The organism is Halobacterium sp. MBLA0001 (assembly GCF_049705385.1).
GTDB lineage: Archaea > Halobacteriota > Halobacteria > Halobacteriales > Halobacteriaceae > Halobacterium > Halobacterium salinarum.
This window is the reverse complement of sequence record NZ_JBNAMQ010000005.1, coordinates 34,190-56,723: the sequence shown is the minus strand read 5'-3', so window position 1 is coordinate 56,723 and position 22,534 is coordinate 34,190. Positions and strand designations below refer to the sequence as shown.

General features: G+C 61.1%; 23 protein-coding genes. 15 read left to right on the top strand and 8 right to left on the bottom strand.

Annotated features, from left to right (window positions below):
- Positions 1–13 precede the first annotated feature (13 nt).
- Together ACOZ32_RS00870 and ACOZ32_RS00865 are read right to left on the bottom strand one after the other, a co-directional pair.
- The gene (locus ACOZ32_RS00870) at positions 14–205 is read right to left on the bottom strand and encodes a hypothetical protein (protein WP_285270743.1); all 192 of its coding nucleotides are present in this window, start codon (positions 203–205) and stop codon (positions 14–16) included.
- Positions 181–567, bottom strand: a complete 387-nt coding sequence (locus tag ACOZ32_RS00865) for a DUF7718 family protein (RefSeq protein ID WP_285255688.1) — start codon at positions 565–567, stop codon at positions 181–183. Before ACOZ32_RS00865 ends, ACOZ32_RS00870 begins: the two co-directional genes overlap by 25 nt.
- A gap of 311 nt (positions 568–878) precedes the next feature.
- Here ACOZ32_RS00865 and ACOZ32_RS00860 point away from each other — a divergent pair, with 311 nt between their 5' ends.
- The 8 genes from ACOZ32_RS00860 (at position 879) to ACOZ32_RS00825 (ending at position 10,790) form a co-directional block, all read left to right on the top strand.
- Entirely contained in the window at positions 879–1,121 is a 243-nt protein-coding gene (locus ACOZ32_RS00860; protein ID WP_285255689.1) for a hypothetical protein, read from the top strand.
- A 111-nt stretch (positions 1,122–1,232) separates the two neighbouring features.
- Positions 1,233–1,640: a hypothetical protein gene (locus ACOZ32_RS00855; protein ID WP_285255690.1), complete on the top strand. Its 408-nt coding sequence runs from the start codon at positions 1,233–1,235 to the stop codon at positions 1,638–1,640.
- Positions 1,641–1,984: 344 nt separating this feature from the next.
- The gene (locus tag ACOZ32_RS00850; protein WP_424334831.1) at positions 1,985–5,371 is read left to right on the top strand and encodes a DUF5817 domain-containing protein; all 3,387 of its coding nucleotides are present in this window, start codon (positions 1,985–1,987) and stop codon (positions 5,369–5,371) included.
- Positions 5,372–6,148: 777 nt separating this feature from the next.
- Positions 6,149–7,273, top strand: a complete 1,125-nt coding sequence (locus ACOZ32_RS00845) for a site-specific integrase (RefSeq protein WP_424334830.1) — start codon at positions 6,149–6,151, stop codon at positions 7,271–7,273.
- Between the two features lie 829 nt (positions 7,274–8,102).
- Positions 8,103–8,447, top strand: a complete 345-nt coding sequence (locus ACOZ32_RS00840) for a DUF7344 domain-containing protein (protein ID WP_424334829.1) — start codon at positions 8,103–8,105, stop codon at positions 8,445–8,447.
- Positions 8,444–9,145, top strand: a complete 702-nt coding sequence (locus tag ACOZ32_RS00835; protein WP_424334828.1) for a hypothetical protein — start codon at positions 8,444–8,446, stop codon at positions 9,143–9,145. The genes ACOZ32_RS00840 and ACOZ32_RS00835 overlap by 4 nt, the downstream gene beginning before the upstream one ends.
- Positions 9,132–10,178: a hypothetical protein gene (locus ACOZ32_RS00830; protein WP_424334827.1), complete on the top strand. Its 1,047-nt coding sequence runs from the start codon at positions 9,132–9,134 to the stop codon at positions 10,176–10,178. The genes ACOZ32_RS00835 and ACOZ32_RS00830 overlap by 14 nt, the downstream gene beginning before the upstream one ends.
- Before the next feature lie 219 nt (positions 10,179–10,397).
- Complete coding sequence (locus ACOZ32_RS00825) at positions 10,398–10,790, top strand: MarR family transcriptional regulator (RefSeq protein ID WP_424334826.1); 393 nt, start codon at positions 10,398–10,400, stop codon at positions 10,788–10,790.
- 154 nt (positions 10,791–10,944) lie between these two features.
- Here the strand turns inward: ACOZ32_RS00825 and ACOZ32_RS00820 are convergent, their stop codons facing one another.
- Positions 10,945–11,091 carry a DUF7563 family protein gene (locus ACOZ32_RS00820; RefSeq protein WP_424334825.1) on the bottom strand — a complete coding sequence of 49 codons (147 nt, stop codon included), beginning with the start codon at positions 11,089–11,091 and terminating at the stop codon, positions 10,945–10,947.
- A 93-nt stretch (positions 11,092–11,184) separates the two neighbouring features.
- Here ACOZ32_RS00820 and ACOZ32_RS00815 point away from each other — a divergent pair, with 93 nt between their 5' ends.
- The gene (locus tag ACOZ32_RS00815; protein WP_424334824.1) at positions 11,185–12,177 is read left to right on the top strand and encodes an IS5-like element ISNpe16 family transposase; all 993 of its coding nucleotides are present in this window, start codon (positions 11,185–11,187) and stop codon (positions 12,175–12,177) included.
- 288 nt (positions 12,178–12,465) lie between these two features.
- Here ACOZ32_RS00815 and ACOZ32_RS00810 read toward each other — a convergent pair whose 3' ends face one another.
- Positions 12,466–13,443, bottom strand: a complete 978-nt coding sequence (locus ACOZ32_RS00810) for a halocyanin domain-containing protein (protein WP_424334823.1) — start codon at positions 13,441–13,443, stop codon at positions 12,466–12,468.
- Between the two features lie 116 nt (positions 13,444–13,559).
- Here ACOZ32_RS00810 and nirK point away from each other — a divergent pair, with 116 nt between their 5' ends.
- From nirK to ACOZ32_RS00790, 4 genes are all read left to right on the top strand, one after another.
- Positions 13,560–14,645 carry a copper-containing nitrite reductase gene (gene nirK / locus ACOZ32_RS00805; RefSeq protein WP_424334822.1) on the top strand — a complete coding sequence of 362 codons (1,086 nt, stop codon included), beginning with the start codon at positions 13,560–13,562 and terminating at the stop codon, positions 14,643–14,645.
- A gap of 129 nt (positions 14,646–14,774) precedes the next feature.
- The gene (locus tag ACOZ32_RS00800) at positions 14,775–15,098 is read left to right on the top strand and encodes a CGCGG family rSAM-modified RiPP protein (protein WP_424334821.1); all 324 of its coding nucleotides are present in this window, start codon (positions 14,775–14,777) and stop codon (positions 15,096–15,098) included.
- A gap of 93 nt (positions 15,099–15,191) precedes the next feature.
- Positions 15,192–15,473 (top strand): NifU family protein, encoded by a 282-nt coding sequence (locus tag ACOZ32_RS00795; protein WP_424334820.1) that lies wholly within the window; start codon positions 15,192–15,194, stop codon positions 15,471–15,473.
- Positions 15,474–15,597: 124 nt separating this feature from the next.
- Positions 15,598–16,191, top strand: a complete 594-nt coding sequence (locus ACOZ32_RS00790; RefSeq protein WP_424334819.1) for a hypothetical protein — start codon at positions 15,598–15,600, stop codon at positions 16,189–16,191.
- Positions 16,192–16,193: 2 nt separating this feature from the next.
- Here ACOZ32_RS00790 and ACOZ32_RS00785 read toward each other — a convergent pair whose 3' ends face one another.
- From ACOZ32_RS00785 to ACOZ32_RS00770, 4 genes are all read right to left on the bottom strand, one after another.
- A complete protein-coding gene (locus ACOZ32_RS00785) occupies positions 16,194–16,526 on the bottom strand; it encodes a cupin domain-containing protein (protein WP_424334818.1) in 333 nt (110 codons plus the stop codon).
- A 201-nt stretch (positions 16,527–16,727) separates the two neighbouring features.
- Positions 16,728–18,098 (bottom strand): hypothetical protein, encoded by a 1,371-nt coding sequence (locus ACOZ32_RS00780; RefSeq protein ID WP_424334817.1) that lies wholly within the window; start codon positions 18,096–18,098, stop codon positions 16,728–16,730.
- A gap of 31 nt (positions 18,099–18,129) precedes the next feature.
- Positions 18,130–19,257, bottom strand: a complete 1,128-nt coding sequence (locus tag ACOZ32_RS00775) for a tellurite resistance/C4-dicarboxylate transporter family protein (protein WP_424334816.1) — start codon at positions 19,255–19,257, stop codon at positions 18,130–18,132.
- Between the two features lie 50 nt (positions 19,258–19,307).
- A complete protein-coding gene (locus tag ACOZ32_RS00770) occupies positions 19,308–20,840 on the bottom strand; it encodes a molybdopterin-dependent oxidoreductase (protein WP_424334815.1) in 1,533 nt (510 codons plus the stop codon).
- Between the two features lie 176 nt (positions 20,841–21,016).
- Here ACOZ32_RS00770 and ACOZ32_RS00765 point away from each other — a divergent pair, with 176 nt between their 5' ends.
- Positions 21,017–21,316 (top strand): Htur_1727 family rSAM-partnered candidate RiPP, encoded by a 300-nt coding sequence (locus ACOZ32_RS00765; protein WP_424334814.1) that lies wholly within the window; start codon positions 21,017–21,019, stop codon positions 21,314–21,316.
- Complete coding sequence (locus tag ACOZ32_RS00760; RefSeq protein ID WP_424334813.1) at positions 21,313–22,521, top strand: TIGR04347 family pseudo-SAM/SPASM protein; 1,209 nt, start codon at positions 21,313–21,315, stop codon at positions 22,519–22,521. The genes ACOZ32_RS00765 and ACOZ32_RS00760 overlap by 4 nt, the downstream gene beginning before the upstream one ends.
- The last annotated feature ends 13 nt before the right edge of the window (positions 22,522–22,534 follow it).

Here is a 22,534-nt window from a genome sequence, read left to right as displayed (position 1 = left end):
CAGGGCTGTCGAACTACTTGCCGCCGTCGGTGACCGCTTCCTCACTTGAGGACGAGTCGCCGACATCGTGACGGACGTCGTAATCGTCAGAGTCTCCGCCAAGATCATCTGCGAGATCCTCGTGCAGTTGGTCGCGCTGCTCGTCCATCTCTTCACGGAGCTCGTCGAACTCCTCGTCGGTCACTGGGTCCTGATTTCGTGCCATTCCTCGAACCTCTTGACGTAGCGTTTGGCGTGCATTGCTATATGGTCTTCGGCGTACGTGAGCGCCTCACTCGGCTGCATCGACGGGAACAGTTCTTCTGACCGAAGCTTCTCACCGTCTCGATAGACGTCTAGGTGGACGCCCTCCTCGGCAACGTTGTGGCCATGCTTGCTTTCTGGGTCGTGGTCCGATCGAACGACAGCCGCCCACTCGCCGTCCTCGAGTTGATATTCAAGTTGGACGACGAACCGAGTTACATGGCCACTCGTGTGGCTGTATCCCATTCGGCGACGAACGCGCTGCCCGACCGACGACGTGTATTCTCGGTCGTAATCCCGGGGCGTCTCCTCGTCGCGCGCCATGGTTCGCCTCGACGCGACGAGCGTAAATCCGTTCTGTCTCACCGGGCCTACTCTCGCTAGTGCACGTGGGTAGAGGATTGTTGGTGAGGGTTCGTCAGATCTGGTCAGTTTCGAGAAAGCACGATTCAGTCGAGGCCAGGTCCGTTCGAGGGTGCCATAGAACGCTTTCCACGGTGTTGATTTCACACATCTCTACAGCGAACACGCCGATAAGTAGGTCTGCGAGTTTACAGATGTCAATTTACAATGTTATCCCTAGAACCGCTCCGCTCGTCACCAGTCTTATCTCGAATCCAGTTATAAACACCCGTATGGATGCTATCGGGAATACAATCGTTCGCGCCGACGGGTGGTTCTGGCACCTTTCTAACGTCATTGGTGGTGTCGCCATTCTTCTTGGCGCTGTCCTGTATGCCTCGCCGGGAACTCACTCTTGGAATCTGATTATAGTCAGTGTGGACCCATTCTATCTCCTCGTTCCTCTCTCGCTATTCTTGGTTTGCGTGGGTGGGCTCGACCTGTGGCGGTGGTACGAGAGTGACGAAATACTGTGATTCGGCAGGGCCACGACCTACACTTAGCAATGGAGTTCAAGGGTTATCGACACTTGCAGAAGTCAATAGTGCCAAGCAATCAAATATGCCGGTAGCGAACAGCGAGGCGACATGTTTCCCGATGACCTTCCTGTCGATCAAGACAAGTTGCTGACGTGGCAGACCGAGTGCTGGCAGTGTGGTGAACAGACGCCAATAGTCTGGCCCCGCGACGACCACCTAGACACGCCTATTGGCGGCGTGCTTGCAAAGTACGACACTCCTGTCGAACGTGTCTACAGCAACACGCTTGGAAAAGAGGTGTGGGGAAACGTCTGCCAGCACTGCGAAGCATACCAAGGAAACCACTACATGGAACAAGAGGCAGTTGAGATCGACCCGCCGTTCGTGGAGTGCCCGAATTGTGGCGAGGAGCATGAGTGGCGCCCAGACGAGGGATTTGGCGCTGCGTTTGGCCAGGGCTGGGTCTCCTGTCCGGAGTACGGCGACGTGCCTGTCGGCGATCCACGCAACAAGTAACCGGGAGATGTCCGACACAGCTTTTTATGCCCGGGGTGGCAAAGGCTACGCAACTAAGGTAGGCTAACCGCACGACGTGCCCTAGTCGTCGGGGATGCCTCTGGTCGGTGAAAAATTGGTTTCACCGCCGAGGATGGCTAGTCCTCGACGGCAAGAGAACCCGAACTCAACATCTGGTTCTCGCGGGCCCATGACCTAATAGCTTTCGCCCTCAGCCGTGGCTCTGCGACTCTCTTGGCCGAGAGTCACCAGCGGCTATCCTCGAAGGTAGATGGTCTTGGGTACGACGACCTCCCTGGGAGTCGTCAGCACACAACTTCTCGGACACCCCCCCCCCCCCCGGCATGTCCGGAGACCATCCGCGCTGGCTCGTCGGCTGCTCGACCTGCGAGGAGCTCTGGCTCACCGCGCCCACTCGCGACACCACGACCTGCCCCCGCTGCAGGAGTACCTACCGGACCCAGACGCTCCGCAAGTTCGCCGAGGACACGGATCGCGACATGCTCATCGAGAAACGCACCCAGATTCTCGCGAGCCGGAGCGGCCCACGCGCTCGCGAGCAGTACCGTGCCACCGTCGACGACGCCCTCGCCACCCACGACTCTCTTGATGATGCCGCCCGTTCATCACTCATCGACGAGGAGGTGGTTCTCCGTCATCTCGGCGCCGACGATGCCGCCGACCTGCTGTACAATACCCGGGAATCGACGACAGCCCCGGATTCTGCCGCCGAGGACCCCGATTCTGGGCACGCAAACCCCACCTTTGACCCGCTTGGAGTCGCCCTTCCCGTAGCTGGCGATCCGGGGATTTCGCGCATTCCGCCTGAACGGGACGGCCAGACGGATCTCTCGACGACGGTCGTCTATCGTGGGTTGCAGCCCCAGTTGCGGCGCTGGATTCCCAGCCTCCTCGAGGACCTCCTTCCGACACTCACGGCCGCCGTCGCCCAGTGGACCATCGACCAGGACACCGTTGCCCTCGACGAGCGGGACACCGAAGCCATCGCGACGGCACTCCTCGATACGCTTGAGATCGACCCTGGGACCGTTGAGATCGATGGTGACCGCCAGGCGCCCGTCGAGGTCCGCGCGTGGGTCCGTGACCTTGTGGCGTTCACTGTCCGTGCCGTCGACGACGATGGCGTCGCCGTTGATGACGCTCCGAACTCGCTGACGCGGATTGGGACGGGTCGTGGGTTGGTCAACGCTGGCCGGGCAGCGCTCCGGGCTGGCCCGGCCGCACTCCTTGAGTCCCTCGAGGTGGCGCCACAGGCCGCTGTAACGCTCAACGAGGGCGAATGGGTTGGCACACGGCAGGAGACGCGGGCGCGCTCGCTCGACGCGCTGGACGCCCTCTCGGACGCCCTGGACATCCAGTTGGTGTTCTCGACACCGCGCATGGAGACACTCCTCCTCGACGACCACCGTGAGTGGACGCGCCGGCATCTCAGTCTTACCGACACCACCGAGACCTCCCCCCCGGCTGCACCCGACACAGCTGGCGATGCGGACGCCGCACTCGCGCGTCAGGCCTGGGATATCCTTCGGGACCGTGAGTGGTCGGGGACGGGCTACACGCGCATCCTCGGCAATCTCTCGGCCGCTGGCGCGACTCGTGGTGACCTCGCTGCCGACGACGACGTCGACCTCTCCGAGGGCAGCATCTACGCCTACGTCGACGAGCTGGTGGATGCTGGGTTCGTCACCATCGATGATACCACTCGCCCCAGTACGGTCTTCCTAACCGCGCTTGGGGCGTCTATCGCCGACTACGTCGACACTGAGGGGGCCGTCCAGACTCCCGCGCAGGCGAGTCTTACTCAGTCCCCCAACCGCGATACAAGAGAGTGTACTCCCCAACCCAGCCAAGACCCGGGCCGGGACGCCCCCCGGCCGGGCGACGACCGCGTCTCTGGTGCCGAGTCATTCCTCGCGGCGACCGGTGACGCCGAGGAAGACGGCTACACGCGGTTCCTCGGTCGATACAGCAGTGGAAACGCGCCTCGAGAGATCGAGCCGGCAACGCTCCACCACCAACTGCAGGCTGGGCGGTGTACGGAGGGTGTTTCGGTCGTAGAGGACGCAAACCTCCAGGACTTCGAGGATAGCCGCGTTTCCTACTTGTCTGGTGGGCCGTCGTTCGACGACGATGTGTCGGTGGTCCTGGAGTGGGGGAATCCGCTGGGAACGTTGGCACGTCTTGTTGGAACCTTACTCGGCGGGCGGGCGTGGAGTAAGATTCTGCGCCGGAGTCGACTCGGAAGCAACCTCGAGAATCTATGGGCCGGCGCCGACGCGTTTGATGCTGCGCTGGCGGACGTCGCGACGTTCGGCGCGCAACTGGGGTGGATGAGTTCGCGTGAGGAAGACGACTATCTGTCGTACCGGGAGCGGCTTGAAGATGTTCGGTGTTCGCTGCTCGAGGAGGTGGGGCGGTTCGACGAGCTTGATCACGAGCAGCGGTCGGCATTATTGTCGAAGCTGATCGGGTTGGCGACGACGGCGACGACGCTGTATCACGCGGCCGGCTACGATCTAACGGTGCATCTGCGGGTGCCGGACGCCGCCCAGTTGCGTCGCGACGATGGCCGGTACGGCCGGTTCCTAGAGTTTTTCCGGTCGGTGGTGGCGAAGCAAGGCGTTTACCGGGGGTCGGATGGTGTGCATTCGATTTATCGGATGCAGCGCGAGCAGCGCGCGGAGAAGCTCAAACGGCGGCTGGGCTATGAGATTGACCCAGGGGAGCCGGAGGCGGAGTTGACGTGTTCGTGGGTGGTTGCTGTCGACGAGGCCGGTGACGAGGTCGTCGACGAAATCGAGGCCGCGCTGCGTGCTGAAGACCATCGGGTTCGGGACCGCATCCAGGAGGGCAGTGAGGACGCGGCGGTGATGGACGTGCCAGTGGCCCTGGCGAACGGGGCGGCGACGACGCGGCGGATTGTGGCGGCGTTCGCGATGAAGAAAGGGTTCGGCGCCGAGGCGCGTCAGGACCTCGACCGGCTCGTGCGTGTGGTTCACGCCGCGCTGGGGACACAGGACCGTGCGCCGTCGCCGTTCGACGTGGCAGCCGTCATGCAGGCGTTGGAATCGAAGGATGACCCATCGGACGAACTGGATGTCGGCGCGCTCGCGAGGGGTATCGCGACGTTGCCGGCGAACCGGCTGCTGCCGTCGCTGTTCGGCGATGGTGAGCGGCCGAAGCTGGCGCTCCAGAAGATGCTCCGGGCACTCCTTGGGAGTCACGGAGCGGTGAGTCGCGGGGAGCTTGTGGCGGTGTCCTCGCGGAATTCGGTTGACCGGTATTTGCAGCGGTTGCGGGCGCTGGACATCGTCGAGCGGGTAGGCCCAGGGGAGTATCGAGCGTATTTGGAGCCGTGGTGGGTGCCGGAGAACGGCCAGAGTGAGCCGTATCGTGAGGAATACGATGGGGAGATTGCGGCAACCGGCCTGGGGACAGGGCGGTGGGATGAGGTGTTGCTTGGTGCCGCCCGTGAACTTGGCGAGGACACGGCGAGTGAGGCGTCTATTGCGGCGTTTTCAGCACCAGTAGTGTTTGCGGAGGTGGTGGAGGCTCATCCGATTTTACAGCAGTACGAACACCTCCTCCGAGTGTACGTTGATGGCGTCACTGAAGATGAACCGTCGTCGACGGTCGCGAGGATCGGGTCACCACCGCCGGGTGCGGGCCCAGCGCAGCAGACGCTGACAGCGGCGGTGTCAGGTGATTAACTCGGTTGGGGGACGCGAGTAAGACTTCACGTCCTCCGGGACCGCTGCTGGTCACTGTTCGTTCCACACCTAGACGGTGATCCGGTTGTTCTCACGTCGTCTGTCTCAGAGTGCTGTTTTGGATTTCACAAATGGATTGTCGATGACACGGACGCCGAGTAATCGGGTGGGAGCGTGGGACTCTGACCGTCACTATTGGTTGATGATGCGCCGGATTCGGATGAGCTTCGGGCGGCGATGTACACCATATTTGGCAGGCTGTGAGCACTGAACAACCGACGCTCCTATTGCGTAACTTGCAGGTGCAGATGTGTCTCGCTTCCACCGAGGGCGGCTTCTCGATTTCGTACGAGTAGCGTCGCCGCGGACAGCATGACGGATACCGGGAGGCGTCGGTCGAGATTGGGGACCTTCAGACGGAAGTCCTTCTTTATAAGCAAGTTGTACAAGCTGGATTTTTGCCCTCCGGTCTGGAGTAGAGGATTCCAGTAATGAATTCAGTCTGTGAATGTCCTGAGATGGGTGGATTACGAACCTTTATCCGAGATACCGCTTCGACTATAATTACCTGCCATGTCTGAGCGAGCAACTCGGGATCTCCGACGTCTTCGAGAGCGGGTCTCCGAGAGTACGGAGCTCTGTTCTGCTGACCGAGAGACACTACAGACTCTAGATGAAGACCTCAAAACCATCCGAGCCCAGTCCGGGGACATCCGTTTGAATCGCCATTACTCAGTTCTCCACGTTGCCTTTTTAATCGCACGTGGGACGCAACGATTGACTGAGTCGCTGTCCGAATCCACTGGTACTGACGCGGTCGACGAGATAACAGCCTGGGTCTCCTCGAAATCACTGGCCGGCACGTCGAAGGACTCCTACTACAATGCGTTTCGAAAGTTTGCGTCGGTGATGCTCGACATCGACGACGCAGATGACCTCCCAGAGCGGTTTGCGGACCTCAAAACGAGTCACGCGACGAACAGTCCGACGCCCTCAGCCTCAGATATTCTACGCTGGTCAGACGTGACCCCGCTGATTGAGGCGCGTGAAGAATACAACTATCGAGACCCGGCGATTTTAGCGGTCCAGTGGTCGTCGGGTGGCCGCCCTGAGAGCGAGCTCTGGAATCTCACGTGGGGGGACGTCGAAGATCGTGGTGACCACGTCCTTCTTTCAATTCCCGAGGATACGAAGACCGGCGCGCGCGACGTCTATCTCTACGTTGGTGCGCCGTATCTCCGTCGTTGGAAAGAGCACCACCCGGCTCACGATGAGGGTGGGCTCACGGACAGCACGCTGGTTTGGACGAAGATCACCCAGAACGAATCGATTAGCTACACGCAGTACGGGTATCCCTTCTACGAGGCGCGTGATGCCGTAGACATTACGAAGCCGTGCAACCCACGGAATTTCCGGCGGTCGCGAGCAAGTGTTCTGGCGTCGAGGACGGAGATCAATCAGGTTGACTTAGAGAATCATTTCGGGTGGCAGCGCGGCTCGGACGCCGCCGGTCACTATATTTCGGCGTTCGCCGGAGAGACGGGAAAGCATATCGCAGCGGCGGACGGTCATCCGGTCGACGAGTCCGATAGTAGAGCCGAGATTGCTCCGGTCAAGTGCCTCGAGTGCGGTGAATACACGCCCCGGCATCGTGAGACGTGTCTGTGGTGTCCAGCGCCGGTTGAGGCGAGCATCGATGAACAGGACACGCTTCGCCACGTCTCTGAAATCGATGCCGACCGCAACCTGCTCGAACTCGTAATGGACGAGGAGGTGGAAGCCGACGATCTCCGCGCCGTCAAGAAACTCGAGCCTGTCCTTCGGTCGGAACCGGAGACACTTCTCGACCGGACAGACGAACTCATTCAGATGACTGAGGGCTACAAGAACGCGTCCGCCTGACTGTACGACTCGCGGAGTCTGACGTAGGGCTACGCTCTTCAGTAGGAGATTGTTGATACAGTGGCGGTAGCGAGAGCCGACCAGGGAACCGCTGAACTGAGCGCCTGTTACGCACACTTCCATCGTTTATGTGTTACCGTGGAACTGCAAGACTCCGCACCATCAACAATGTGCTACACATGAGCGTGGGGTTATATTGGCGAAATATTCACGTGAGAGCGTCTGAGGACCTCCTTAGGTGGCGGTAAAACAAGACAGAGAATATTCTGGTGTGGGGTGCTGTGAGTGGATTTTTGACCACCGTGGGGGTGGAGTATAATTTAATAGACAGTTAAGGTTGTAGAGTGGTTCGAGTGGTAGCGGCGTTTAGAGACGCGAATCCGGTGTGCGGGGTTTGTGATACTGATATACAAGTCACATGCGCTCGTCCACCACTATAGCACGATTCCAGTAGAATCCCCCGGCGCAGGGACGCCGGCGGACTCGTGCTGCCAGAGCAATGACAGCAAGCCAGATTACCCGGGTCAGGAGTGATAACTCTGTCTCTCAGAGCCCCACTCCGGAAACCGACCCACGAACACACCAAGTCGTACACCTTCCATCCCAGCGCAATACAGCGACCAGCAGCGCCGATGCCGACAGCACAACCAGCCAACTCAGCGAACTAGTTACGGGGTCACATGCGTTGCGGCGCGACAGCGGTGGCGAGCCCCGACTTGACGAGGGTACGTCCTCGAGACTGCGCCCGCGAGGTCGACCGACACCAGCATCAACGGGGGCGAGTTGAGTGACGGCGCCGACCGACGAGACGTCGTCCCTCGCTATTCCGATGGCTCCTGCTGGGGCGTTTGATGCGATCTCGAACAGTCGCCGGCGGCGCGTCGTGTTGTCCCTCTCACGCTCGAGTGGAGACGTTCCCGTCGACGACCTGGCGGTCGAAATCGCGGCTATCGAAAACGAACTCGATCCCAGCAAGGTCGGCAGTAACGAGCGGGCATCCGTCTACATTGCGCTGACCCAACAACACCTCGAGACTCTCGATGGAGTCGGCGCGGTCGACTATGATGACCGCTCGAAGACGGTGACCGCGACGGACGCAACGGAACCGCTCGCCGAGTACATTCGCCGGCTGCAGACGGCCTGCTACAAGCCAGACTCGGAGGACGCGACATGACAGACCCGCAAGCCCACGCCCTCGCAGTGCTTCGAAACGTCGACGCCCGCCTCCATAGGCTGTTTGAGGCGGTCGAGACCGCCGATGAGACAGCAGCCACGCCAGCCCCAGACCCTGTCGGTGTACTGCGACGTGCAGGCTCGCAGATCGATGCTGCGCTCTTTGCACAGTACTGTCGAGCAGACGACGAGTCACGCCGCGGCGATGGGTCGTGTATCCTCCAGTGGACGCCACGTAGGACGCCACCACGACGGCTCGTTCTCGAACCCGACAGCGACGGTGATAGTTGGACGCGGCGTGAACGCGAGTGGACAGGCGCCGGCTGGCGCACCTGTCGTCGCGACACCATCCGGGATGTCGCGATCAGTGCCCCCGCGGGGCCACGCTACCCAGATCCCGTCGACCCGCCGACACTCGACACGCAGCTTGCGTGGATTCGCGGTACCTGGACGAATCCGGACCCAGACGTCCTCGTCTTCGACGCGACCGAGTCAGCCGATCCAGGCGTCCTCGTGGCTGTCGAGGACCAACTCCGATACCGAGGAGCCGATAGCCATCAGTGGTACACCATCACCAACGAGGAAGAACTCTCTCATCATCTCCAGCAACAGGGCCAGCCGGTCGTCCAGTCACTCTCAGAGACCCCACTGACGCGCCAGCACTTCACCCCAAGTCCGCTCACCGATGACGACGGATGAGCCACTCCCAGATGGGTACGCCGACCGCCTGTGCTCGCTCACGGCGACAGTCGAATCGCTCCGTGGAACGCTCAAGACTGACCACACGTTGTCGACCGATCAGCGACTGTTCGCCCAGCGACTGCTGTACTTAGCGAACGAGCCGATCACCGAGGCCGTCCGCCTGCTCCCCGAGCCAGACGAAGATGATGACTCGGCGGATGACCAGCCCACGGATTCGATAGTTGAGTATGCGGAGGCAGTCACGCGTATCGAACAGCAACTGTCGTGGCTCATCCGTTCACTCCGAGCTGGCGAGCCGGCAGCCTACCACTACGACGAGGCACCCACTGAGAAGCTCACAACAGCCCTGGAGTACGCGACAGCGCTGCGGGACATCCTGCCAGGGGTCCCGGAGGAAAGCCCGGTGCTCGCCGACCTGGAGGGCGTCAGCGTCGACGAGGTTGACCCGCACGTTGGGGGTCGTGGCGATAGTGGTGGGCGATGGCTCGAGTACCAGCTCCAACGCGCACTCGAACGCTGGGGATACGGAGCGAGGAGACGCCAGCACCTCTTCAGTCTCGAGGTCGATGTCGTCGCCAGACGACGAGACAAGCGCCAGGAGCCAAGCGACTGGATCGTCGGGCAGTGCAAAGACTGGACGGACGATCCGATTACGCCGGCGGCGCTGTTCCGGCTGTGTACGGTGGCGTTTGCCTGTCGGGCGATGCCAGTGCTCTGTCACACGACTGAACTGACGCCTCGAACGGAGAAACTAGCGCGTGAACTCGAAGTCCGGGTACTCACACTCAAAGACCTGGAGTGTGCGGAATTGCCTGCGCCGCAGGTTGCTCGGCCCATAGTAGAACTCGGTGAATGGCAGCCCCAGTATCGCGCCCGCGATGATCGGGGGTCGTTCCCGTTGCTGTTTCGGAGCGAGCCAGGGAAACGGTTCAGCTACGTCCCCGGATTCGCTCCAGTCGGAAAAGACGCCGACTACGAACCCATCGAGGACGACACCGACGATGACACCCATCCCGCTGCTGACCACTAACCCCGAAATAGGAGATTTGAATTATCTTCCCGGCTAGAATCGGGGTTTACTCGAGACCCCATCTTTGTCTATGGAATCGGCGTTATCGGCTGCGCTCTCAGCGTTCAGGAATGCTCTGGATGGCTGTTGAGACCCCCGGACCGATACGCTTCCAGAGATCACCTGAGAAGACAGCGCTGGGAAAATGATAATGACAGGTAGTCCCTAGTAGTATTGTAGATGCCAGTTCCCGTCGATGAGCTCACAGACGATGAGCCCTTCCCGGTTACGCCGGACACCAACGAGTACGAAGCTCTTGCTTTTCTCGTCAGGCATCACGAATACGGGTTTTCCCCACGCGAGATTGCAGACCGGACTGCCATCAATGAGTCCAGCGTAGCGAAGACGATGAGGCACCTCAAGGAGAAGGGCCTCGTCGAGGGGTCAGACGGAATCTACTACGTTGACCCAGTTCGGGTTGAGACACTCACGGCACGGCTCACGTCTGTTGACGCCGTTGTGAGACTCTTCGAGGGGACGCCTGACGATGATGCCTACGCCGAGGCGGGCTGGGAGGAACAAGTCCCGCCTATCGATTCATCGGGGGGTTCTGAGACCAGCTCATTCGATTAACCAACAGACAGCCCGACCGCCACCTATTCTGTTGGTTAATGTTCTCTGCCCGCTCAGAGCGGGAAATACATCCCGACCACCGGCTGAACTCTAAGAACCTGATCAATCGGCCGTTGACACGCTCTCTGTGGGTTGTTGTTGTGTCTTAGGTAGGTTAGGTTCGTTTTTCACGGATGCCGTTGCGGTCACGCGTGACCGTTTCACAGTTGGGGCAGGCGCGTGGGCTCGTCACGTCGTCGGGGGTGAACACGCGGGCGTAGACGTCGGTGACGTGGCTGCCGCAGTTCTGGCATTCCGGCATACATCACCCACTTGCTGCCGCTGGTATAGCCTTTCTGTGAGGGTGTCATAGAACAGTTCTCATACCAGAGAGCAGGGTGAACGCTGAGGTGGTATGAGCCCAGCGACCCTGCAAGATAATCCTACGGTAGAGACGTTCTTCAATGCCGTGGAGACGGAGACGCTAGCGCTGTTCGAGCATCTCTCCTTCGAGTTTCTCGAAGAATTCGACGTGTTCGCCCCGGCGGAGACGGGGCGAACACGAGACCACGAACCACCCGAGATGATGCGTGGGTTTCTGCACTGCTACTACAAGGATATCTACGGCATTCGTCCGGTTGCGCGAGAACTGAACAACACAGTCGTCTGGCTCAGCTGTGGCTTCGATCGACCGCCGTCGAGAGACGCGGTCGATCGTTTCCTCACCGATCTCGAACACGTCATCGACGAGATTTTCGACCACCTCGTCGAGCAGGCCGCCTTGCGGGGCCTGCTCGACTTGACCTACTCGATTGATTCGACAGACGTGAGAACGATGCCAGCCGATCAAGACGCGTCGAAATGCTACGATCCAACGGCTGAAGAGTACTACTACGGCTACGGCTGCACGATCGTTTCGACTGGTTCAAAGATCCCGATTGCAGCGGAATTCACCGAGAGCAAACAAGCGCCAGAAGAGACGGCGATGCGCGTCACGCGTGACGCGCTCGCCGTCGACACTCCGATCTGGATGCTTGGAGACAGCGCCTATGACACACTCGATTGGCACGACTACCTGCTGACCGCAGGAGTCGTGCCAATCGCCCCGTACAACGCACGCAACACCGACGATCCACTGGACATAGAGTACAGGGTCGAAGACCGTATCAAAGAACACAGCAAGGACGTGAAGTTGAAGCAATCGACGTTAGATGAGACGTACAACCGCCGGACAGGCGTCGAACGAACTAACGACGCAGTCAAGGACTGCGGCCTCGGGCACGTCCACGCCCAAGGCCGCGTCCATGCACGAGCACAAGTGTTCCTGTCGTTGTGTCTGCGTCTCGTTATTGCGATCACCAACTACGAACGAGGAGATAATCCGGGAAGCACGATCATCACGGTGTGACAAGAGTTCTATGACACCCTCACGACAAGCTAAAAACAGCGTGCACCAAGTGTACGGCGCTTTCAATTCGTTAGAGCTGATTCAGCAAACCATGAGAACTCTTCTATGACACCCTCGGACTGTCTCGGTTATCGTCGGTTGTCGGCCTGTCGCAGTCGACGCAGTTTGTTCTCGTATGAGCCAATCCGCCCGGAACAGGGAGCGTTCCATGATCGAGGATAGCTATCCGGACACCTAACCAGTCGTCCCGAACATGGTCGAGTACAGCCACCGACCGATCGGTGGCGGTCACCCGTCGCGCCGTTCGCGAGCCCAGAGGAACCCCGCGAATGCCAGGGGGGAGAGGAAGGCAGCCCCGAGACTACCAAGCACTGCGAGTTGGCTCGTCGTCACATCGTAGACACCTTCGAAGACGTCCCCGACAGCGATTGCGCCCTTCATACCTCTCTCGGCGTGCGGTTTACAGGCGTACGTGCTGATGCCGACACCGTCGAAGACGAGTCCCCACTCACCGGCGGTCTGTGATGGACTGGCGTACTCCCCGTCGGTCGCCGCGAACTCGTGAGGGCCGTCGTCACCAACCCACTCCCAGATGACGCGGGTGCCTGGGTCGACGTGGACAGCGGGTGGTGAGAGCGCGTACCCGCCGCCGTTTCCGGCGGCACCGACCCGGATACGGACCTCGTTCTGTCCACGCATGTCGACCGTTCTGTCGAAGTTGTCGACGTCGTCGAACCAGTCGCCGTACTCGGGTTCCCGTGCGACGTACGAGTATTCCGGTTCGGGCCTCGCCACAGTCACGTCACCGACGATCACTGCGCCTTTCATGCCCATCGCCTTGTGGGGGACGCACGCGTAGGTGGATACTCCCTCGGCATCGAAGGTGTGTTCGAACGTGGCGCCTGCGGTCCCCGTCATTTCACTCTCGTACGCACCGTCCTCAGCGACGACGTTGTGACTCCCGCCGTCGCCGGTCCACTCCCAGACGACCGTCGTCCCGGGGTCGATTCGTACTGCTGGCGGACTGAATGCGAAGCCACCACCGTTCCCTTCGGCGCCGACCTTCACGGTCACACCCGCGTTCCCGCGCTCATCCACGATGCCTTCGTAGTTCGAGACGTCGCTGAACCAGCTCGTGAGGTCGGGTTCCTGCTGTGCAGCAACTGGCTGTGCGGAGCCAACAGCCACCCCACCGGCCGTGAGAACTGCTGCAGTCTTCAAGAACTGGCGCCGGTTGACGTCCGGGCAGGTGTCTCTCCCGCTCATATGTACAGCTACACGAGAGGTAGCTATAACCGTAGATTCCAACTCTCAAAGTCTGGGAATTGGAGTCTCGGTATATGTTGTTTCTCTCGGTATATTCAGGTGGAGGAACACGACCCATGACGTACACGACGACCCGACGACGGGTCCTTCAGGCGGCTGGTCTCGGTGGGGCGATGGCGTTAGCTGGCTGCACCGTCGGCTCTCCACCACAGGACGCCGTCGAGACGGCGCCGCTCCAACTGAAGACTGAGGAGGAACTCGGCCCAGCCAAGCCAGTCGACGCCGACCGGATTGCAGCCGACCCCCGGGACATCCCGGCGCCTATCACTCGGACGACGCCGAAGACGGTCTCGGTCGAGCTGGAGACCCTCGAGCAGGTGGCCGAGGTCGAACCCGGCGTCACGTTCCCGTACATGACGTTCAACGGGCAGGTTCCCGGCCCGTTCATCCGCACTCGCGTGGGTGACACCGTCGACCTGACCATCCGCAATCACGAGGATAACTCGATGACGCACAACGTGGACTTCCACGCCTGCCGTGGCCCGGGAGGGGGTGCGGAGGCGACGGTGGTCGCTCCCGGTGAGGAGAAACAGCTTCGGTTTAAAGTAACGTACCCTGGGGCGTTCGTCTATCATTGTGCGGTGGCGAACGTCGACTACCACATCTCGAGCGGGATGTTCGGCATGATCCTCGTCGAACCGGAGGCGGGGCTTCCGGAGGTGGACCACGAGTTCTACCTCGGTCAGCACGAACTCTACACGAACGGGAAGACGGGACAGGAGGGCCACCACGAGTTCGACTTCGCGCGGATGGCGATGGAGGATCCGACGTACGTCCTGATGAACGGTGAAAAGCAGGCGATCACGCCGGACAACTACGCCGAGATGAACGTGAAGACGGGCGAGACTGCGCGCGTCTACTATGCGGTCGGCGGGCCGAACCTGCTCAGCAGCTTCCACCCTATCGGGAGCGTCTGGGACGAGGTCTGGGAGCAGGGGTCACTCGCCAGTGAACCGAGGCGTTACGTCCAGACGACGCCGGTCGCTCCAGGAAGCGCCTGCGTCGCGACGATGTCGTTCCCCGTGCCAGGAGACGTCAAGCTCGTCGATCACGCACTCTCGCGGGTCGCACGCAAGGGCGCACTCGCAGTCGTCTCTGCCGACGGGCCGGAGAATCCAGACGTGTTCGATCCGGCCGACTAGTCGCCTACGCAGTCATTTTCCTCCATCGTTCCGTCTAGGCGCTGGCTGTCCAGCCGCGCACCATCCAAGCGGCCCCGAAGATGTTCGGGCTCGTCGCTTTCCCGGTTCGACCCCTCTATACAGACGTACATGAGCACTCACGACGACCACGATCACGGCCACGGTGAAGCCCAATCAGTCACGGATCACATGCACGACAACTCGTGGTCAGCCAATCTCGAGAAACCGCAGCACGCCGACGATATCGACCTCGTCACCTCACAGGCGATCAACGCGATCGACCACACGGAACCGGGCCACCACGTCAATCTCGTCACACACGGCAACCACGGCCACCCCTCCGAATATCTCTACGATGCCCTCGACGAGATGGCCGATGCAAACGATATAGAATGGGAATACATCGAGCAGTGCGGCTGTGGGGGGCACGTAACTCGAGTGTATATCAGTTGAATCTAGCGACTGGCTCTCCCTCTCCCCGAGCGAGGAAACAGCGTAGAAGATGTTCGGGCGAATTGCTTCCCACCCGTAGTTCAGGTAGTACCCATGGAGACCGATACTTCGAGCGCCTCGAGTGGAGTCCCAGCGGATGGAGAAGCCCTCAGGGAGGACGTAACAGCTTTCCTCGAGCAGAATTTCCCCCAGATAGCGATGCACGGTGGGGATGCAGCGATACAGGCTCTCGACCCCGAATCGGGCGAAGTGTGGATACAGCTGTCGGGTGCCTGTGGCGGGTGTGGTATCTCACCGATGACCACGAACGCGATTCAGAGCCGTCTCCCGATGGACATCGCAGGCATCTCCGAAGTTCATATTGGCACCGTGTGATCGTCGCTCCGCATCCGCTGGTTCCTTCTCGACACCGGTCTCAGTAGCCACTTCTTGGACCAGATCGGCGACGGTGAACATGTCCGGGATCAACGATAGAGGGGGCGCGTCCGTATCGTCGTGTATGGCCGGATTCCCCACTCCCTTCGGTGGTAGTAGCGATGACGGCGGACTCTTCGACGAGTACGACGAGTTCGTTCCCGAACACATCCCCGAACCCGGAGCGTTTCTCGAGGGGCATCGCCTCATCACGGGTGACGACCACGTGGCCTTCCACGAGATCACCCGGGATGCGTTCGAGGAGCGGAAAGTGTACGACATGACGTTCAACTACAATCTGGCACGGTTGAACCTCGACACCCGCCACAGGAACGCCGGTTATCGGTACGCGGAGGAACAGAATGACCCGTCCGTCCTCCGGGCTGAATTCACGCCGACGACCCCGTTCTGTCCACAGACCCACACACTCACGATCGGGTCCTTCCGCGCGTGGAACGGCCTCTTGGACCGCCACGATTACGATATCGTCCGCGTTCGAGCCGCCCGGATGCACCACCAGAGCGACGCGATCAACGAGCAACTCGAGGAGATCGAGGAGGCGTACCGAACGAGTGGATCCGTTACACACGTTCCCGAGGGCGACGTCGGTTCAAATCCGATGGAACGCGCCATGCAGAACGAGGGGGCGAGTCGTGGGAGCCCCGACGCCCCCTTCTGAAGTCACTCGCCGTCTGTTTCTGTCGGGGCGAACACGATGACCGCCGTGCTCGGTTCGAGTGCGTGTGGTGAGATCTTGCACTCGCCACTGCATCGAACGAGCTCTCCCGGGTTCACGTCGTAGGTTTCGTCGTCCAGGGATAGCTCTAGGTGGCCGGAAACCAGATGAAGAACGATATGCGTACCGGGATGCGTGTGCGGGGGGACGCGTTCTCCGGCGTCCAACTGAAGTCGGACGGTTCGAGGCCGTCGCTCTTCGAAGATTTCAGCATGCGGTGCTTTCGTGAGACTGTCGAGGGTCGTGAGTTCTGGCTGGGGTGGGTCGCTGTCTGGCATATGTTCGTAGCGGTCGTCTGACGTGAGTACGTGGTGGTTGGACGCCGAGTACTGTCGCAGTTCTTAGGTCACGTGGGCAACTGGCTGGTCTGCGTTTGGGTTTCTGGATGGACTCCGCTACGGTACGGTTCAACTGCCCACCGCGTGAACGTTCACCCGAACACGTTCGGCATCGCTACGTCCTCTAGTCAGCGTCCAGAACTACTGACCGTCGGCAGAATCCGCTGATTCCTTCGAGGGGGAATCCCCGTCTGCCTGGACGGTGCTGAAAAGGATGCCAGGAAGTGAGTGCGGACTGTGTTCTTGGATGACCCAGACGATGTTGGTGAGAAACAGGACCGCACCCACCAGCACGAGTACGCCACCGAGAGCGGCGCTCATCGACGGAACCGGGAGCAGGTCGGTCGCGACGAGTAGTCCCGTCCCACTTCCCACCAGCGCGAAGTCGACGGCCGCAATCCGGTCGCTGTAGAGGTCGTCGATCATCGGGACCGCCTCGTACCCCAGCAGGTCGCTGTAGCGGTGCACCCAGATGATGAACGGAACGATGTGGTAGAGGGTTCCGAGGACGACGAACCCAACGACCCCCAAGACGAGCAAGTGAACCGTTCCCGGTGCCCCGAACAGCGTGGTTCGAGCGAGTGGGTCATTGCTCCAGACCGGCAGTGTGAGCACTGCCCAGAGCACCATCGCAGGAACTACGACCGCGTACCGCGAGAGCATCGGTGTCCAGTCGACCTGTGTTTCGTACAGTCGACGCGCGAGAATCACACTGAATCCGAGCAGCGAAATACAGACGAGTACGCCGCCGAGACGCGCGAGTGACCCAACACCGATCAATCGACCAGCCGCCAGGAGTACAACACCCACGGGGTATCCCACTTCCTCGATTCGGCGAAGCTGGATGTCGATTCCGTGGAGTTCGGTCTGCGTGAACATCGTCGCGAGCTGGTAGAGTGCTCCCAGGACGGTCGTCAGTACCGCCCCGAACACGGCGAGTGTCGCGTGGCTCTGTACCACCGCTGCACGCGACATCGAGAGCGGTGCGAATACGGGCCGGAGGAAATCGAGTGCGAGGAGGAATCCGAGCGTGGTCAGGAGAATGAAGAAGCCGAGTGCGAGGCCGAAGTGACGCTCGGTCACGTCGTACGAGGGGAGCACCCAGAGCGTCCGGCCGATGTTGTACACGAACGTCCAGAACCCGAGGAGCATCGTGGCCCCGAATATCGGCAGCCACGTCACGCTGCCACCGAGGAGACTGACAGCGAACCCGAGCAGACCGATCGTGACCAGCCACAACTGCAGGGCCGAAAGGCGTCGGGAGTGGAGTTGCGTGCCCGACCAGACGGGAACGAACTGCGTCATCGCGCCCATGATCGTGATACAGACCCAGCCGGCGAGCAGGAGATGGACGTGGGCGAGGGTCGCGAAGCCCGTGGTCAGTCCGGTCGCATCACCGATACCGACGACGGTTCCCAGGAGCAGAAACCCCAGACCGACGAGAAAGTGCCGGAGGGGAACTGTCATCGGTGGCTGGCTCGTGGTTTCGAGGTCTCCCGGGACGACGCTCATACACCGTATCACGTCCCGGGGACGCCTCCGGCTACTCCCGAACACGTTCGAGCGTGGATGCAGCCGAAATCGCGGAGAGTGCGCTTCGAGCGAGTCCGGTGCTCACGACGAGCCACGCGGCAAGGGCGACGTAGACGAAGTATCGGGGGATGGTCTCGAGTATCGGAATCCCTGCTTCGCCGGCAAAGCGGAGCGTACTGACCGTGTACATTCCGAGCGGGAAGACGATGCTCCAGTACCGCGGATGGTAGCCGGTGGGCGTGTGCGGGAGCGCGATTCCGCCGACGGTGTGACGCCAGACGCCGAGTGCCACGAGGAGTGGAATCCACCAGGAACCGGTCGCCCAGAAGAAGAACGTGAACCCGACGAGAAACGGGTGAAGTTCGGCGAGAAACGGCCAGGACGGGCCGAGCCGGAGCAACAATGAGCCAGCGAGTGCCGTGATGGCGACGGCGCCCATGTTGATCCAGTACGGTGGCGTCGCCGACTCCGGAGCGAACCCGAAGAAGGTCAGCCGGTAGAACACCAGCGTAAACAGCACGAGGTAGAATCCGCCGCCGACCAGGTACAGGACCAGCGCGAGGAGTGCGAACTCGTCGAGGAACGCTGGATAGCTCGGGGCGAGTAGCGCCGCGAGCACCGCGACTGACTGCGTCGCGACGACCGCGAGAAACCAGCCACCGTCGAGCGTGTCCTCGATGGGGTCGTCGACGTCACGGACGGTCAAGCCGAAGAACACGGTGTACGTGAGTGCGAACAGGAGTGCGCCAGCCACGCCGAACAACGCGGTTGCAGCCGCGGTCGACTGCCCGAAAACGACGAACTGGCTCCCGAGGATGCTGGTCGCGGCGACCGCCGTGAACGAGCCGACAGCGCGGTCCGGGGAGGCCAGATCCGCGAGTGTCGACCGGGGGTCGCGGACAGATCGAGCCAGCGTCAGTACGGTGACGACGACGTACGCGAGTGCGTTGACCCCGAACAGTGCTCGCCCGACAGCGTCGAGTCCGAGCAGTGAGGCGGCGATGGAGAGGATTCCCGTCGCCATCACGAACGCGAAGTGGAGTGGATCCCACCGGTCGAGGAGGTCACGCGAACCGCGACTGATCGGTGACCGGGGCTCGGTCCGCCCGGGTCTCCGGGTTCGGTCGTTCCCCGTCATGCCAGCGTCGACACACCCGGAACTACCGAATCTGGAGCGAGCATTGGCGCTCAGATGTCTGCGCTGTTGGGGTAGTAGTGGAGGACGTCGTCACGCCAGCCACCGTTGCCCTTCCCGATGTCGTCGAAGTCCTCCACGAACTCGATGCGGGTGACCCACTTGGCCATCTTGTAGCCGAGTTGGCTCTCGATGCGGAGTCGGTAGGGTGCGCCGTGGGCGACGGGGAGGTCGCCGCCGTTCATCTCGTAGGCGAGCATCGTTCGAGGTTCTTCGGCCTTCGTGAGTCGAATCGCCTCGTAGTAGAAGTCTGGAACCTCCGGGTCTGGTTCCTCGAACTCGCCGTCCTCGGAGTACTCCCACTTCTCGTCGAGCGTCCAGAAGACGAGCCATTCGGCGTCCTCGGTGGGCTCACAGCGATCGATGATGGCCGAGAGCGGCACACCACCCCACTGTGCGTAGTACGTCCACCCCTGGATGCAATCGTGGCGCGCGATGTACTCCTGTTTGTTCATCTCGCGGAGCTCCTCGTTGCTCAACTCGAGTTCGTTCTCGACGAGGCCGTCGACGCTGATCGTCCACTCCTCGAAGTCGTCCTCGTAGTGCCGACGGTACTCGTCGTTCCGAGGTGGTTTCCCGTTGACGCGCGCGAACTCCGACTCGAACGCCCTGTCGTCGTCATCGACGGACGACACCCGCTGGAACAGTTTCCGAAGGAGGGGGTCGACACCAATTTCCAGTGCCGTCTGTGTTAGGTAGGGTCGTTTGAGCGAGATCCACGTCGCGAACGCCGCGAACCCGAAGACGATGGCTACGCCAAGCACGGTGAGTGCTATCGTCAGGTCCGTCGAGGCTGCCGAACTCCCGAGGACGATCTTCCCCATCTCGGACCAGAAGCCGTGGGCCGCCACGAGCGCGACGTGGCCGAACAGGAAGACGTTGAACGCGACGAAGCCGATGAGGTGGATGCTCCGGTTGAGCTGTCGGTTCGCGCCGAACCAGTCCGGGAAGTGCGCGCGGAAGGCGGGCGCCTGGAAGATTCCCGTGAGAATCATGACCGGGGACAGGATGAAGATGACACTGAAGTACGTGAGTTGCTGGAGTGCGTTGTAGCCCGCTGCGTGGGGGATCTGGAGCTGTGCGTAGCTCGCGAGTGCGTTCGCCGCCTGGGGGAAAATGTCGAGAGAGGTCGGGACGAGACGCGTCCACTCACCCGACACGAACAGCGCGCCGACGTAGAGCGCGCCACAGATTGTCCACCCGAGTGCTCCCCAGAAGTGCCAGTGGCGGCCCATCCCCACCGCGTCCCTGCCCGGGAGTGAGATGAGCGCGGACGGCGGATCGATCTCGTCTTCGGCCGCCCAGATGTCCTCCCCGTCGATGACCTCCTTGTCGAAGTCCGTCGAGCGCTCCTCGTCACCGACCCGGAGCCACTCGTCGCCGGGCGTGGCGTCGTCATTCCAGTAGAACTTCGGGTGCGTCATGATGATCTCGTACCCGCTCCGGAACAGCAGAATGATGAAGAAGAAGTTGAACCAGTGCGTGATCCGGAGCCACCACGGGTAGGAAAGTGATTCGGCTGCCATATGCACGTCTTTTGGTACCAAGTTGAAAAACCCTCCTTCCGAACATGTTCTTCCAAGTCCCAGGGACCGGCGTTGCCGGCCGGTTCCCACAATCAAGCATCCGTCTATTACTCGATGTACTCCCCGCCGAACATCATCGGGAGAAGGGTGTTGGAGCACCGCTCTCACTCTCACCTATGGTGGAAAAGCCGGACCGATATCGAGTCGGCAAATATCCGCGAGACGTTGTCGAAGACGAATGGGAGGTCTTCATCAGAGAAGACGAAGCGAATCCGCTTCATCACGTTGGGAGTGTGTCGGCACCGTCTGCCGACGTGGCGTACGAGCAAGCCACGAAGCTGTTCGCGTGGTACGCGAGCGACGTCTGGGTCTGCCCGGCGAGTGCTCTACACCGGTATTCGACGCACACGCTCGACGATGCGGCCGAGCTGGTCGACCTGAACGCCGAAACGGAAGCGCGAACCTACGAAGCGTGATCTCGATCAGTAAACTTCTCTGCGAACTGGATGCGGAGGGCGACGGACTCCGGTACGACGCGGCCAGCGAGTCGTCAAAACCACAGATCACACAGGACAAGCAACGCCGGCCTGTCGTCGTGTGGAATCTCACGAAACAGTGTAACCTCTACTGTTCGCACTGCTACGCTGCCGCCGACACCGAGACTGCACCCGGCGAACTCAGCACAGCCGAGGGAAAGCGCCTGCTCGACGACCTCGCCGACTACGGGGTTCCTGTCGTACTCTTTTCCGGCGGCGAGCCACTGGTCCGAGACGACCTCTTCGAACTCGTCAGGTACGCCGACGAGCGCGGGATTCGCCCAGTGCTCTCGACGAACGGGACACTGATCACGCCCGAAAAAGCAGAACAGTTGCGCGATGCTGGTCTCAAGTACGCCGGCATTTCGGTCGATGGGCTCCCGGAGCGAAACGACGCGTTCCGCGGGAAGGACGGCGCATTCGACGCAGCGGTTCGTGGCATTCGAGCGTGTCTCGACGCTGGTCTCAAGACCGGTCTTCGGTACACCATCACCGAAGCGAACGCAGACGACCTTCGCGGCGTCGTCGATCTCCTCCACGAGGAGGGCGTCAATCGCTTCTGCTTCTACCACCTCGACTACGGAGGGCGAGGCGCAGACCTCGTCGACGTGGACCTCTCGCCACGAGCGAAGCGAGCTGCGGTGAAACAACTCTGCGATCTCACCCGCGAGTACCACGAGCAGGGTGAATCAATCGAAACACTGCTGGTCGGGAACTACGCGGATGCAGCGTATCTCGTCGAGTACGCACGCCGGTTCATCGGCGAGGACACAGCGGAACGCGTCAACGACTACCTGCAGCGCAACGGCGGCGACCCGACCGGTGAGCGAGTCGCCGACATCGATTATCAGGGGAACGTCCACCTCACGCAGTTCTGGCAGGGGTACAGTCTCGGTAACGTTCGTGACCGGCAGTTCAGTGCAATCTGGGAGGACGACTCGAATCCGTTGCTGCGTCGCCTCAGCGAGCGAACAGAACACCTGAACGGCCGCTGTGCCGACTGCCGGTATCAGGACATCTGCCGGGGAGCATCTCGCCTTCGTGCCCTCACCGTCAACGACGACCTGTTCGCCCCGGACCCTCAGTGTTACCTTCGAGACGAAGAAATCACGACATCATCGCCATCAGAGATGAGCGCTGATTGACCGCGATTACGGG